General features: G+C 61.2%; 8 protein-coding genes and 1 pseudogene. 3 read left to right on the top strand and 6 right to left on the bottom strand.

From position 1 onward, the window contains the following. Positions 1–53 precede the first annotated feature (53 nt). Positions 54–1151, top strand: a complete 1098-nt coding sequence (locus IEW63_RS03745; RefSeq protein WP_188635223.1) for an NAD(P)-dependent alcohol dehydrogenase — start codon at positions 54–56, stop codon at positions 1149–1151. Positions 1152–1210: 59 nt separating this feature from the next. Here the strand turns inward: IEW63_RS03745 and arcC are convergent, their stop codons facing one another. The 4 genes and pseudogenes from arcC to IEW63_RS03725 all read right to left on the bottom strand — a co-directional run bounded on the left by arcC (position 1211) and on the right by IEW63_RS03725 (position 5848). After that, a complete protein-coding gene (gene arcC, locus IEW63_RS03740) occupies positions 1211–2125 on the bottom strand; it encodes a carbamate kinase (protein ID WP_188635222.1) in 915 nt (304 codons plus the stop codon). A gap of 2 nt (positions 2126–2127) precedes the next feature. Next, the gene (locus tag IEW63_RS03735) at positions 2128–3129 is read right to left on the bottom strand and encodes an ornithine carbamoyltransferase (RefSeq protein ID WP_188635221.1); all 1002 of its coding nucleotides are present in this window, start codon (positions 3127–3129) and stop codon (positions 2128–2130) included. Between the two features lie 19 nt (positions 3130–3148). Further along, a complete protein-coding gene (locus IEW63_RS03730; protein ID WP_188635220.1) occupies positions 3149–4378 on the bottom strand; it encodes an arginine deiminase in 1230 nt (409 codons plus the stop codon). Positions 4379–4403: 25 nt separating this feature from the next. Continuing rightward, positions 4404–5848, bottom strand: a pseudogene (locus tag IEW63_RS03725) (YfcC family protein). Positions 5849–6090: 242 nt separating this feature from the next. On the opposite strand from IEW63_RS03725, the gene IEW63_RS03720 reads away from it, so the two are divergent. Beyond that, on the top strand, positions 6091–8826 hold the full coding sequence (locus IEW63_RS03720) for a cation-transporting P-type ATPase (protein WP_188635219.1): 2736 nt from the start codon (positions 6091–6093) through the stop codon (positions 8824–8826). A 19-nt stretch (positions 8827–8845) separates the two neighbouring features. Here the strand turns inward: IEW63_RS03720 and IEW63_RS03715 are convergent, their stop codons facing one another. Next, positions 8846–11320, bottom strand: a complete 2475-nt coding sequence (locus tag IEW63_RS03715; protein ID WP_188635218.1) for a heavy metal translocating P-type ATPase — start codon at positions 11318–11320, stop codon at positions 8846–8848. A gap of 263 nt (positions 11321–11583) precedes the next feature. Here IEW63_RS03715 and IEW63_RS03710 point away from each other — a divergent pair, with 263 nt between their 5' ends. Then, positions 11584–12114 carry a methylated-DNA--[protein]-cysteine S-methyltransferase gene (locus IEW63_RS03710; protein WP_188635217.1) on the top strand — a complete coding sequence of 177 codons (531 nt, stop codon included), beginning with the start codon at positions 11584–11586 and terminating at the stop codon, positions 12112–12114. A 294-nt stretch (positions 12115–12408) separates the two neighbouring features. Here the strand turns inward: IEW63_RS03710 and IEW63_RS03705 are convergent, their stop codons facing one another. Beyond that, a complete protein-coding gene (locus IEW63_RS03705) occupies positions 12409–14208 on the bottom strand; it encodes an acyl-CoA dehydrogenase (RefSeq protein ID WP_188635216.1) in 1800 nt (599 codons plus the stop codon). Positions 14209–14215: the final 7 nt, after the last annotated feature.

The raw sequence follows: 14215 nt of genomic DNA, 5'->3' as shown, positions 1-14215 counted from the left end.
TGGTTTCCTGTTCAACACGCAGAGCTGATTCCATCGATTATCAGGAGAACCCCGTGACCAAGATGATGAAAGCGGCGATATTTATCGAGCCTGGACGTATCGAGCTGACCGATAAGCCCATCCCCGATGTAGGCCCCAATGACGCACTGGTGCGTATTACCACCACCACTATTTGCGGTACCGACATCCACATTCTCAAAGGTGAGTACCCTGTCGCCAGAGGCCTGACTGTCGGTCACGAGCCGGTGGGTGTGATCGAGAAGCTGGGTAGCGCGGTGCAAGGCTATCAGGAAGGCCAGCGCGTTATTGCTGGAGCAATCTGTCCCAATTTCAACTCCTATGCCGCCCAGGATGGAGTCGCTTCGCAGGATGGGAGCTATCTGACCGCCGATGGCCGTTGCGGCTGCCATGGTTACAAGGCCACCGCAGGCTGGCGGTTTGGCAACCTGATCGATGGCACCCAGGCGGAGTACGTGCTGGTGCCGGATGCGCAGGCAAACCTGGCACCGATCCCTGACGGGCTGACCGACGAGCAGGTGCTGATGTGCCCGGACATCATGTCAACCGGTTTCAAGGGTGCTGAAAACGCCAATATCCGCATCGGGGACACCGTGGTGATCTTCGCCCAGGGCCCGATCGGACTGTGCGCTACCGCGGGAGCGCGTTTACTCGGTGCCACCACCCTCATCGCCGTGGACGGCAATGAGCACCGTCTGGGCATTGCCCGGCAGATGGGCGCGGATATCACGCTCAACTTCAACAACTGCGACGTGGTTGACGAGGTGATGAAGATTACCGGCGGTCGTGGGGCTGACTCGTCCATCGAGGCGTTGGGTACCCAATTGACCTTCAGCCAATCGCTGCAGGTGCTCAAACCCGGCGGTACTCTGTCCAGTCTGGGCGTGTATTCCGAAGATCTGAGCATTCCGCTCGGCGCCTTTGCTGCGGGCCTGGGGGATCACCGGATCAACACCGCGCTATGCCCCGGCGGCAAGGAGCGCATGCGCCGCCTGATGAACGTGGTTGCTTCCAGCCGCCTGGATCTGGGTGTGCTGGTTACCCACGAGTATGGGCTGGACAGGATTGTCGAAGCGTACGATCTGTTTGCCAATCAACGTGACGGGGTACTGAAAATCGCCATAAAGCCCTGATCATAAGTGAAGTGGCCGGCATGGAAAGAGCCAGCCACCTCATGGCGTTGCTATCCGCCTTATTCAGCCTGGCGCAAGACTCGGGTTCCGGCTGTCCCCTGCAGAATGCCCAGCGCATCTTCCAGCCTGCCGATGCCACTGATTAACCCATGCTCTGCAAAGTCAGCTGCGGCGGTAAGTTTCGGCCCCATCGAACCGGCTGGTAAATCCAGTGCCCTCGCCTGCTCCACCGTCAGGCTGGTAATCGCCGCAGCCTTATCTGTGCCAAAATCCCGATAGATTGCATCCACATCGGTCAGCAGCAGCAAGGCATCCGCCTTGAGTTGTCGCGCCAGCAGTGCGCTGGCCGCGTCCTTGTCAATCACCGCCTCGATACCCAGCGTACTGCCATCGTCGCGACGGACGATGGGGATTCCACCGCCCCCGGCGCAGATCACCACTACCCCCTGCTCCAGCAACAACTGGATTACTCTGATGTCAGGGATTTCCAACGGTCTGGGTGAAGGCACGACGCGGCGCCATTTGTCGCCGTCCTGGCCGATGTGCCAGCCAAGTGTGTCCGCCCGGGATTCGGCTTCGGCTCGCTCGTATACCGGGCCGATGAACTTGGTCGGATGATCGAATGCAGGGTCGTGCTGATCGACCACCACTTGCGTCAGCAGTGTTGCCACTGCGCGCTCATGATTCAGTGCATTCTCCAGCTCCTGCTCGATCACGTAGCCGATCATCCCTTCGGTTTCCGCGCCCAGCATATCCAGAGGATAGGGCTCGTCAGGCTTGTAGGCAGCCGTTCGTAACGCCAGCAACCCCACCTGAGGGCCATTACCATGGGTAATCACCAAATCATGACCCGCGCGGATGATGGCTGCCAGGCCCTCGGCGGCGATGCGCACATTGGCGCGCTGGGTACGGGCGGTCAAAGGTTCGCCGCGCTTCAACAGGGCGTTACCGCCCAGAGCTGCAACTACCAGCATTCTCAACCTCCCAATGTAGCGACCAGCACAGCCTTGATGGTGTGCATGCGATTTTCCGCCTGATCAAACACGATCGAGGCGGGGCTTTCGAACACCTCATCAGTAACCTCCATGGCAGCGATGCCGAACTTCTGCTCGATCTCCTTGCCAATAACCGTCTCGGTATTGTGGAATGCCGGCAGACAGTGCATGAAGCGTACGTAAGGATTGCCCGTTCTGGCCATGAGTGCGGCGTTGACCTGATACGGCAGGAGCAGCTTGATCCGCTCGGCCCATTTTTCCTCTGGCTCGCCCATGGACACCCAGACGTCGGTATAAACGAAATCCACCCCCGCTACCGCGCTGTCAATGTCGTCGGTAATCATGATTCGCGCGCCGGTGGTGCTGGCAATCTGCTCGGCCTGCTGGCGGATATCGGCAGACGGCCAGCAACTCTGTGGCGCACACAAACGCACATCCATACCCATCTTGGCGCCGCCGATCAGCAGGCTGTCGCCCATGTTGTTGGCCGCATCGCCAATGAACACATAGGCGATGTCCCGCAGTGGCTTTTCCGCATGCTCCTGCATGGTCAGGAAGTCGGCAAGCACCTGGGTGGGATGAAATTCATCGGTCAACCCGTTGTACACCGGTACCCCGGCATACCGGGCCAGTTCTTCGACCACGGACTGTCCGTAGCCGCGGTATTCTATGGCGTCGTACACACGACCGAGCACGCGGGCGGTATCCTTGACCGACTCCTTGTGCCCGATGTGGCTGCCGCTCGGCCCAAGGTAGGTGACATGCGCCCCCTGATCAAAGGCCGCCACCTCGAATCCCACGCGGGTCCGGGTGGAATCCTTCTCGAAGATCAGGGCAATCTCCTTGCCGCGCAACTGCGGTACTTCGGTACCCGCATATTTGGCCGCCTTGAGGTCGGCTGCCAGCTTCAGCAGGAAGGCGATTTCACGGGGAGTAAAGTCCCTCAAGGTGAGAAAGTGCCTGTTGTTCAGATTGAAAGCCATGGTTCGATACCCTTGTCGGTCAGAGAGCGTCACGTATGGTTGGGCAACTCATGCAGCGACCACCGCCCCGGCCACGCCCCAGCTCCGCGCCAGGCACCTGCAGCACCTCGATTCCGGCCGCTTCCAATGCCGCATTGGTGTCGTCATTGCGGTCATAGCCGACGACTACGCCGGGGCTAAGCGCCAATACGTTGTTGCCATCATTCCATTGCTCGCGCTCGCGCTCTGCAGGCGTGTCCCCACCGGTCGGCACCACGACCAGAGATTCATACCCGAGCAGATCCGCCACCACATCGAACATCGGACGCGGGTCCTGGGTGAACGAGAGATGCTTGCCGCCCTGGCCGGGACGAATGTCGTAACACACCATCTGGTCGGACACGTCCTTGAAGGCGGTGACCACATTGCCGCCACAGAACGTGAACACCGTATCCAGGTGCATCGCCGCACGGCTGCTGGGCATCTGGCAGGCCACCACACGATTGACCGTGCCGCGCTCGAACAGCGCATTGGCCAACTGACCGATAGCCTGGGGTGATGTCCGCTCGCCCATGCCGATCAGCACGGCGCCGTTACCGACCGGCATGATGTCGCCGCCCTCCAGCGTGGCCAGCGCATGCTCCTTGAGCGGGTCGCCCCATACCGCCTCGACCTTGCCGGCAAACTTGGGATGAAAGCGGTAGACCGCTGCCATCAGCAGGGTCTCCGGTTGGCGCGCCGCCCAGTACATCGGATTCAGCGAGACCGCGTCATAGATCCAGGCGCTGTTATCACGGGTGAACAGGAAATTCGGCAAGGGCGGGAGGATGAAGCCGAAGGGGCCCAGATGGTTACCGAACAGGCCACTCGGATTGAATGGCAGGTCATTTACCTGCAAGCCTCCGATGAGAAATTCTGCCAGCTGTGTGCCCGGCAACGCATCCATCCACGCACGCAGCTCGGACACCATACCCACACCAACATGATTCCAGCTGATCCGGTGATCCAGAATCCAGGCCCGTGCCTCGGTGATATCCAGGGTTTCAGCCAGCAGCTCGTTGACGTCGAGCACCTCGACTCCGCGAGCGCGCATCAGCTCGACGAACACATCGTGATCCTTCTGCGCCTGCTTGACCCAGAATACGTCGTCGAACAAGAGTGCATCGCAGTTGCTGGGCGTCAGTCGGCGGTGGGCCAGCCCCGGCCTGCAAACAATAACCTGTCGAAGCACGCCGGTTTCAGAATGAACGCCCAGGGTATAGTCAGTCATGCGAAAATCCTCGTCAGTTGACGGATTACAGGAAGGTACCGATGCTGATCACCAGCGTGATAAACAGGGTAAGCGCCAGCAGCAACGGCCAGATGAAGACCAGCCAGCGGTCATAGGAAACACGCGCGATAGCCAGGCCACCAATCACCACCGCAAAGGTCGGGTTGATGAGGTTGACCAGTCCGTTGGCTGATTGAAAGGCGGTAACTACCAGATCCCGGTTTACGTTGGCGAAGTCCGCCAGCGGCGCAAGGATGGCATCGACAGTACGGCAAGCCCGGAGGAAGACGGCACGAAGAAGCTCATGCCTACCTCAATCCAGAACATCAGGTTAATAAAGGCAAGTTCCGATAACCCGCCCAGACTGTTTTCAGCGCTGTGCAATATGGTGTCGGCGATCATGCCTTGTTCCATGATCACCACAATCCCGCGAGCCAGGCCGACCACCAGCGCGACGCCAAGCAGATCCCGGGCCCCATCGACAAAGCTGCCAGTCAGCCGCTTTTCCCCCAGACGTCCAACCAGTCCAATGACAATGGCTGCACCAAGGAACAGCGCCCCCATATTGGCCATCCACCAATCCTGGGATGATACGCCCCAGATCATGACCACAAAGGTAAGCGCAAAGATGATCAGAACAATCTTCTGGGTAACGCTAAGCGCCACTGCGGCCTTGTCATCCTGTCTGCTGAGAAAAACCTGACGGTGTGCATCAAGTTGCCTGGCTACCACCGAGCGTGACGGATCGGCCTTGACCCGTGCGGCATAACGCATGACATAGGCAATGCAGATAACCAGTCCGCCGATCAACAACACCATGCGCAGCAGCAGGCCATCGGTAAAAGGAATGCTCGCTGCGTTGGACGCAATCACAGTAGCAAAGGGATTGATGGTGGAGCCCAGCACGCCTATGCCCGAGCCGATCAGAATAATTGCCACCCCGGTCACTGCGTCATAACCGGCGGCGATGATGATCGGAATAAGTATGATATAGAACGCGAGGGTTTCTTCCGCCATGCCATAGGTAGTGCCACCAATGGCGAATAACACCATGAGGATCGGGATCATCCAGATCTCTCGGCCTTCCAGGCGCTGCATGACGCTCCGAATACCGGTATCGATCGCACCGGTGGCGTTCACCACCCCCAGAAAGCCACCGAGAAATAATACAAACAGCGCCACATCAATGGCGTTGGCGGCATAACTGTCGGGGTCATAAAAACCGGCGGTGGGTGCCAGCATGACATCCACAAAGCCTTGAGGATTGGGCTCGACTATCTGGTACGTGCCGGGTACGGCCACTTCGCGGTCGATCTCTTCACTCATCACACGCTCGTATTGCCCGGCGGGGATGATCCAGGTCAGTGCCGCAATCACCGCGATCAGAAGAAACAGGACGGTATACGCTGTCGGGAATCGGCTTGCCAGAACCTCGTCCGGGTTCTGTTCTTGTTTATTTCCGTCAATCATTGGCCTTTCTCCTGCCGATGGGCTTTATCGAAGACGGCCTGCGACTGCAAAGCCGTGGAAAATATCGGGCAGTCAGAAGCGGGCTCTGGGTACTTACAGTCCGAGCATAGGCTGCGCTTAATTTAAGCCAGATGATATGAATCAATAAATAACAATGTACTTATAGCCTTCTTCCCAAGGCTGTGCGACAAATTAGCGGGTGCAGGACATTTCTCCAACCATGATATGGAAGGCCCGACCGCATGACTGACGATGGAAACAAGACTGCTGGGCAGGCGACACAGAAACAGGATTGGCACGCGGTAAACCATGAAGACCTGGAGCGCCGGTTAAGCACTGGCTCCGCCGGGCTGGCGGAAACCGAGGCCGCACGGCGGCTTGCTGAGTACGGCTTCAACCGCCTTGCGCCACCCAAGCGTCAAGGGCCTTTGCTGCGCTTTGTCCTGCAATTTCATAACATTCTGCTGTACGTGATGCTTGGCGCGGCGCTGATCACGGCGCTGCTTGGCCACTGGGTTGACACCGCAGTGTTGTTTGGGGCGGTGCTGATCAATGCCATCATCGGTTTTATCCAGGAGGGCAAGGCCGAGGCCGCCCTCGACTCCATTCGCTCCCTGCTCTCTGCCCACGCGACCGTATTGCGTGACGGCGTGCGCCGTGAAATTGATGCCGCTGAACTGGTACCCGGCGATATCGTACTGCTGGCTTCGGGTGACCGCGTCCCGGCCGATCTGCGGCTGATCGAAGTCAAGGATCTCAAGGTAGAGGAGGCAACGCTCACCGGTGAGTCCATGCCCGCGAGCAAGACCACTGATGCGGTGGACCTGGATGCGTCGCTCGGCGACCGTCACGGTATGGCCTACTCCGGCACCCTCGTCGTCTACGGCCAGGCTCGTGGCATTGTTGTAGCCACCGCCGGCGACACGGAACTGGGCCGTATCAACCAGATGCTGAGCAGCATCCGCAACCTGTCGACGCCTCTGCTACGTCAGGTTGATCGCTTTGGCCGCATGCTGGCGCTGGTGATCCTGGCGTTCTGTGCCCTCACCTTCCTGCTCGGCACCGGGCTGCGCGGCCTGCCGGCAGCGGATATGTTCATGATGGTGGTGGCCCTGGCGGCCTCCGCCATTCCCGAAGGGTTGCCGGCGCTCATGACCGTGACCCTGGCGCTTGGCGTGCAGCGTATGGCGCGGCGCAATGCGATCATCCGCCGCCTGCCGGCGGTCGAGACGCTGGGTTCGGTCACCGTCATCTGCTCCGACAAAACCGGTACGCTGACCCGTAACGAGATGACCGTGCAGCGGGTTGTATGTGCGGATCAGATATTTGATGTGGACGGCGTCGGTTATGCCCCGCAGGGCAATGTCAGTATTGCCGAAAGCGTGGTTGACCCAGCGCAGTACTCGGTACTGAATCTGGCAGTACGCGCCGGTGTGCTATGTAATGACGGGCGTCTGCGCCAGATCGACGGCCAGTGGCACATCGAAGGTGATCCCACAGAAGGGGCACTGCTGGCGCTGGGCGGCAAGTTGGGGCTCACCCAGGATGAAAGCAACGCTGCCTGGCCGCGTCAGGACTCAATCCCCTTCGAGTCGGAACACAGGTTCATGGCCACCTTACATAAGGACACCGAAGCCCAGCCGTGGATCTTCGTCAAGGGCGCGCCAGAACGGATTCTGGATATGTGCTCGCAGCAGTTGGGTCATGAGGGTAACCAACCGCTGGACGCGGATTACTGGCGGCGCATGGCAACCGATATTGCTGCCCGTGGCTGGCGTCTGCTGGCCTTTGCCTGCAAGCAGGACGCACCGAGCGGCAAGGGTCTGGATTTTACCGACGTGGAGAGCGGCTACAGCATGCTGGCGCTGGTCGGCATCATCGACCCGCCGCGGGAGGAAGCAATCCAGGCGGTTGCCGAGTGTCACCGCGCCGGTATCCAGGTGAAGATGATCACCGGGGATCATGCCGAGACAGCCAAGGCTATCGGTGCCCTACTGGATATTGGCGTAGGCAAGCCAGCAATCACCGGGGCCGAACTGGCATTGATGGACGACGCCGCCCTGCGCCGGATAGTGATGGAAGTGGACATCTTTGCCCGTGCCAGCCCGGAGCAGAAGTTGCGTTTGGTACAGGCGCTGCAGGAGGATGGACAAGTCGTCGCGATGACCGGAGATGGCGTCAACGATGCGCCAGCGCTGAAACGCGCGGATGTTGGCGTAGCCATGGGATTGAAAGGTACCGAGGTGGCCAAGGAGGCATCGGATATGGTGCTGGCCGACGACAACTTCGCCACCATTGCCAGTGCCGTGCGCGAAGGGCGCGCGGTGTACGACAATCTGAAGAAATTCATCCTGTTCATGCTGCCGACCAATGGTGGCGAATCCCTCATCGTGCTGACGGCGATCCTGTTCGGCCTGACCCTGCCGCTTACCCCGGTGCAGGTCCTGTGGATCAATATGGTGACCGCCGGGGCGCTTGGTCTGGCACTGGCCTTCGAGCCGGCGGAGCGCGGCATAATGCAGCGCCGCCCACGGCCGCCGGGCGAAGCGCTGTTGTCAGGATTTTTCGTCTGGCGGGTATGTCTGATCTCGGTATTGATGGCCACCGGCGCGCTGGGCCTGTTTCTCTGGGAGCTGGAACACGGCGCCAGTCTGGAAACTGCCCGCACCATGGCGGTCAATGCGGTGGTCGCGGCGGAGATGTTCTATCTGATCAACAGCCGCTATATCCTCGGCTCAGTGCTCAATCGCGAAGGGTTACTGGGTAATCGCTACGTGCTGCTGGCCATTGCCGCCTGTGCCTGCCTGCAGGTGATCTATACGTACCTGCCGGTGATGCATGACATCTTCGGCTCGGTCGGCCTGACGCCGGAGCAGTGGCTCAAAGTGCTTGGGGCAGGTCTGCTGGTATTTGTTGGTGCTGAGCTGGAAAAACGATTGATCCGCAACACGCGCTTTGCGTCTGCGGCGCAGCGCTGAACCCAACTGAACGAGCCTGCTACACAGTTCCCGGCACCCGGAACCGCCGTAGCCGCAGCGCGTTGCCCAATACAAATATACTGGACAGCGCCATGGCTCCAGCGGCGAACATGGGCGAGAGCAGTATGCCGAATGCCGGGTACAGCACCCCCGCCGCCACCGGTATCAGTGCCGTGTTGTAAGCAAAGGCCCAGAACAGGTTCTGCCGAATGTTGCTGATGGTGGCTTTGGACAGAGCAATGGCATTGGGCACGCCCAGCAGGTCGCCGGACATCAGCACTACGTCGGCGGCCTCCATGGCCACATCGGTCCCGGTACCTATGGCCAGTCCCACGTCGGCTTCGGCCAGCGCCGGGGCGTCGTTAATGCCATCACCAACGAAGGCCAGTCGGCCATGCTCGGCCTTGAGCCGGCGCACCGCATCGACTTTGCCCTCGGGCATGACTTCAGCCACGACGTCATCGATATTCACGCGGGCGGCGATGGCCCTGGCGGTGACCTGGTTGTCACCGGTGATCATCACTACCTTGAGCCCCAGCTCATGCAGTGCAGCAATGGCGGCGGGCGTGGTTGGCTTGATTGGGTCGGCTACTGCAATGATCGCCGCCAGGCGGCCGTCGATGGCGGCGTACAGCGGCGACTTGCCTTCCTTGCCCAGGCGCTCGGCGGCATCAGCTAACACACTGACATCCATCCCCAGTTCACGCATATAACGATCCGCACCGACCTGCACCGGCACGCCACCGGCGCTGGCGCGCACACCCATGCCGGTGACGGATTCGAAATCGGTCAGCTCAGGCAGACTGATGCCTTCCTGCCCGGCGGCATCAACAATCGCCCGGGCGATGGGGTGTTCGGAACGGGATTCCACAGCGGCGACCCGCCCCAGCACACTGCTGCGCTCGAAACCCTCGGCCAGCTCCAGATCAGCCAGCACCGGGCGACCTTCAGTCAGGGTGCCGGTCTTGTCCACGGCCACGACCGACGCATCCTTGAGCAATTGCAGCGCTTCACCCTTGCGAAACAGCACGCCGAGTTCAGCGCCACGCCCGGTGCCGACCATGATCGAGGTCGGCGTCGCCAGCCCCATGGCACAGGGACAGGCAATGATCAGCACCGCCACGGCGTTGACCAGGGCAAAGGTCAGCGCCGGCTCCGGGCCGACCACCAGCCAGACCAGGAAGGTCAGCAGGGCAGCGCCCATCACCGCCGGCACAAACCACATGGTGACCTTGTCCACTACCGCCTGAATCGGCAGTTTCGACGCCTGGGCCTGTTCTACCAGGCGGATGATCTGGGCCAGCACCGTCTGACCACCAACGGCGGTAGCCCGCAGGGTGAAGGCGCCGGTCTGGTTGATCGTGCCGCCGACCACCGCACTGCCCGACTCCTTGACTACCGGCACCGGCTCGCCGGTGATCATCGATTCATCAACATAACTCTGGCCTTCCAGTACCAGGCCATCCACCGGCACCCGCTCCCCTGGTCTGACTTCGACCACATCGTCGAGCATCACCTCGCCAATGGGCAGATCGACTATCTGCCCGTCGCGCTGTACCCGGGCGGTTCTGGCTTGCAACCCGACCAGGCGCTGGATTGCCTCGGAAGTCCGGCCGCGGGCTTTGGCTTCCAGATAACGTCCGAGCAGGATCAGCGCCACTATGACCGCGGCGGCTTCGTAATAGACGTTGACCGTGCCCTCGGGCAACAGCTGCGGCATGAAAGTGGCCACCACCGAATACAGATAGGCCGCCGAGGTGCCGACCGCCACCAGCGAGTTCATGTCCGGCGCCAGACGCGCCAGTGCCGGGAAGCCCTGTTGATAGAATCGCCGCCCCGGGAAAACCAGCACCAGGGTCGTGAGCACAAACTGCAGATACCAGCTGTTCTGCATGCCGATGGTCCTGTCCACCAGGCCATGCATGCCCGGGATCATGTGCGAGCCCATTTCGATGATGAACACCGGCAGCGTCAGCACGGCGGCAATCAGCAGGTCGCGCCATAACGTCTTGCGCTCGGCATCCTTTCTGTCGGCTTCGGCATCCCCGCCCTGCCCGGCCGCGCCGATCAGCCGGCCGGGGTACCCGGCCCTGGTCACGGCATCCAGCAACGCCTGGTCACTGGCCACACCCTGGACAGTGGCTCGCTCGGTGGCCAGATTGACGACGACACCAGTGACCCCGGGCACGGCCTTGAGCGTGCGCTCGACGCGGCCGACACAGGAGGCACAGGTCATGTTCTGTACAGCCAGTTCGGTAGTGCGAGCCGTGACCTGATAGCCGGCCTTTTCCACCGCCTGTACCAGGGCTGCCGCATCAATCTCGCCTGTGGGGTGGATATCAGCCCGTTCAGTAGCCAGGTTGACCGTGACCGAGCCGACGCCTTCGACCCGAGACAGGGCGCGCTCGACCTGCCCGACGCAGGACCCGCAGGTCATGCCCTCGATTGGCAGGCTCAAGGTGGCTGGTTTTGTATCGCTGGCGGGAAGAGTCATCGGGCACCCGTGTCGTAGGATTAACGTATTGAAGAGAGTAGACCCTGCCATGATGTCAGGGTCAACCGGTGTACCCCTGGGGTTGGCGAACCCTTGGGTTGGCGAGCCCCTGCTCGCCGACGCCCTGGCTGTATGGCCGCCGCCCTGAAGGCGTAGCGCAGGTGCGCCACACCCCGTGGCGCGCTGCTATTCGTTCCTACCGGGGATGGAACCTGGCCCGCCATGTCCCTACACTGGATATAAACCAGCCACTGGACACCACCATGAAAACCCTGCCCGAACAGTTGCGTTACACCACCGGTCACTGCCAGTTTGGCGGGCTGCTGTTGGCAGTGGGCGAGGATGGTGTGGCTGCCATATTGCTGGGCGATGATGACAGCGCCATGGTGGCGGACCTGCAACAACGATTCCCGGCCGCAACCTTGGTAGAAGACCAGACAGGACTGCAGCAGGATATGCAGGCGCTGTTACATTATGTGGATCACCCGCATGGCAAGCTGAACCTGCAGCAACCGCTGGCAGCCCGTGGCAGCGCGTTCCAGAAGAAGGTCTGGGCTGAACTGGCGAAGATCCCGGCCGGCCAGACCATCACCTACAGTGAACTGGCAAAACGCACCGGCAACCCGGCAGCGGTACGTGCCGTGGCAGGCGCCTGCGCAGCCAACCCCCTGGCGATGGTGGTGCCCTGCCACCGGGTACTGCGCAGTGATGGAGGGATTTCGGGCTACCGCTGGGGCGTGGAACGCAAGAAACAGTTGATCGCCCTGGAGCAGCAGCTCGCCGCCGAGCAATGAACCGGGCGGGCGCCGCCCGCCATCGCCGCGGGGTCGCGGCTCCTACAGAACGCCTGAATATCGCCGAGAGTTCCCGAAAACTGGTCCTGCATCACGGCGGGTTCACCCACCCAAGCAAGGCCACGCCCCCGAAGTGTGGGAGCGCCGACCCCGGCGCGATGGGGGCAGACCGACCATAGAGCGGCAACCAGCCCACAAGGCTGCCAGGCGGCAGCCATCCCCGCGGGGTCGCGACTCCTACAGCGTGGTGGAATCCGCGGACGGGCTGGCGTGTATTTGCAGCCCGGCCGATGCTCAGAAGCACTCTTCGGGCATCTCCAGCGTTGAGCGGTCAGCGTTTTCCAGCACACCCGCCAGTGCCAGCGGCTTGGGCAATTCGTAGCGCAGGAAGTATTCGCAGGTCTTCAGCTTGCCCTCATAAAAGGCCTTCTGCTGAGTGCCGTCCTGCTGCAGACCGCGCAGCGCTGCCTGGGCCTGACGCAGCCACATCCAGCCGACCACCACGTGGCCGAAGCACTCCATGTACAGGTAGGCATTGGCCAGGGCCCGCTCGGGGTCCTCTCGACGCATGGATTGCAATGCCTCGGTCACGTGCTGAAGGGTGTCCAGTGCATCTCCCAGCAGCGTGCTGGAGGCGGCGAGCTCCTTCGCATCCGCGCACTCGCTGATGGTGTCGCGGATGCGCTGTACCAGTGCCCTGTAGAAACGCCCGTCCTGCATCGGCACCTTGCGGCCCAGCAGATCCTGCCCCTGGATGCCATGGGTTCCTTCGTGGATGGGGTTCAGACGGTTGTCGCGGTAGAACTGTTCCACCGGGTATTCCCGGGTATAGCCGTAGCCGCCATGCACCTGTATGGCCAGGCTGTTGGCTTCCACACAGAACTGCGAGGGCCAGGATTTGACGATGGGTATCAGCAGCTCAAGCAGTCCGGCGGACTCTTCCTGCACCATCGGGTCATCCGCGTATTTCTTCTCATCCGACAGGGTCGCCGCATACAGACACAGCGACAGTCCACCCTCGACGAAGGCTTTCTGCGACAGCAGCATGCGCCGGATATCCGCGTGCTCGATCAGGGGAATCATCGGCGTCTGGGGGTCACGCTCTCTGAGTGGCCGGCCCTGACGGCGCTCCCGCGCATATTCCAGCGCGTGCAGATAGCCGGTGTAGCCCAGCATCACCGAACCCAGGCCTACACCGATGCGTGCCTCGTTCATCATGTGGAACATCTGCGCCAGGCCCTGATGGGGCTCACCCACCAGATACCCCACCGCCCCGCCCTGCTCACCGAAATTGAGCATGGTCGAGGTGGTACCGCGATAGCCCATCTTGTGGATCAGCCCGGCCAGGGTCACATCGTTGCGCTCGCCCAGGGAGCCGTCTTCATTGACCAGGAACTTGGGAACGATGAATAGCGAGATGCCCTTCACGCCGGGTGGTGCATCGGGCAGCTTGGCCAGCACCAGATGCACGATGTTCTCGCTCAGTTCATGGTCGCCGGCGGAGATGAAGATCTTGTTGCCGGTGATGCGGTAGCTGCCGTCGCCGGCGGGGACGGCGCGGGTCTTGATGTCAGCCAGGGAGGATCCGGCCTGGGGCTCGGTCAGGCACATGGTGCCGAAGAAACGGCCGGCCATCATCGGCTCGGCAAAGCGGCGCTTATACTCCTCGCTGCCGTGGGCCATGATCAGGTTGCAGGCGGCGATGGTCAGCCCAGCATAGGCCTGGGTGCTGACGTTCGCACCCTTGATCAGACCGATACAGGTCTGCGCGATCACCGAGGGCAGCTGCATGCCGCCGCGGTCATAGTCCTGCGCAGCTGCCATCAGACCGGTATCACGCAGCACCGCCAGAGCCTCGGATACTTCCGGGCGGATCACCACCTTGCCATTCTCGAAGCGCGGCTCGTCACCGTCGCACAGATGGTTATGGGGGGCGAAGGTCTCGGCACCCACCTTGAGCGCCAGCTCGATGGCCGCGTCGAAGGTATCGCGGCTGTGATCGGCATAGCGGGGAAATTCGGTAAAACGCTCGACGTCCAGCAGCTCGTACAACAGAAAAGCAAGATCGTTGGTGTTGATGATCTTCTGTGACATGCAAAAT

Source organism: Halopseudomonas pertucinogena (assembly GCF_014646575.1).
In the GTDB taxonomy this organism is placed as follows: domain Bacteria; phylum Pseudomonadota; class Gammaproteobacteria; order Pseudomonadales; family Pseudomonadaceae; genus Halopseudomonas; species Halopseudomonas pertucinogena.
The sequence above is the reverse complement of the archived record's forward strand: the minus strand, read 5'-3'. Positions and strand labels throughout refer to the sequence as shown.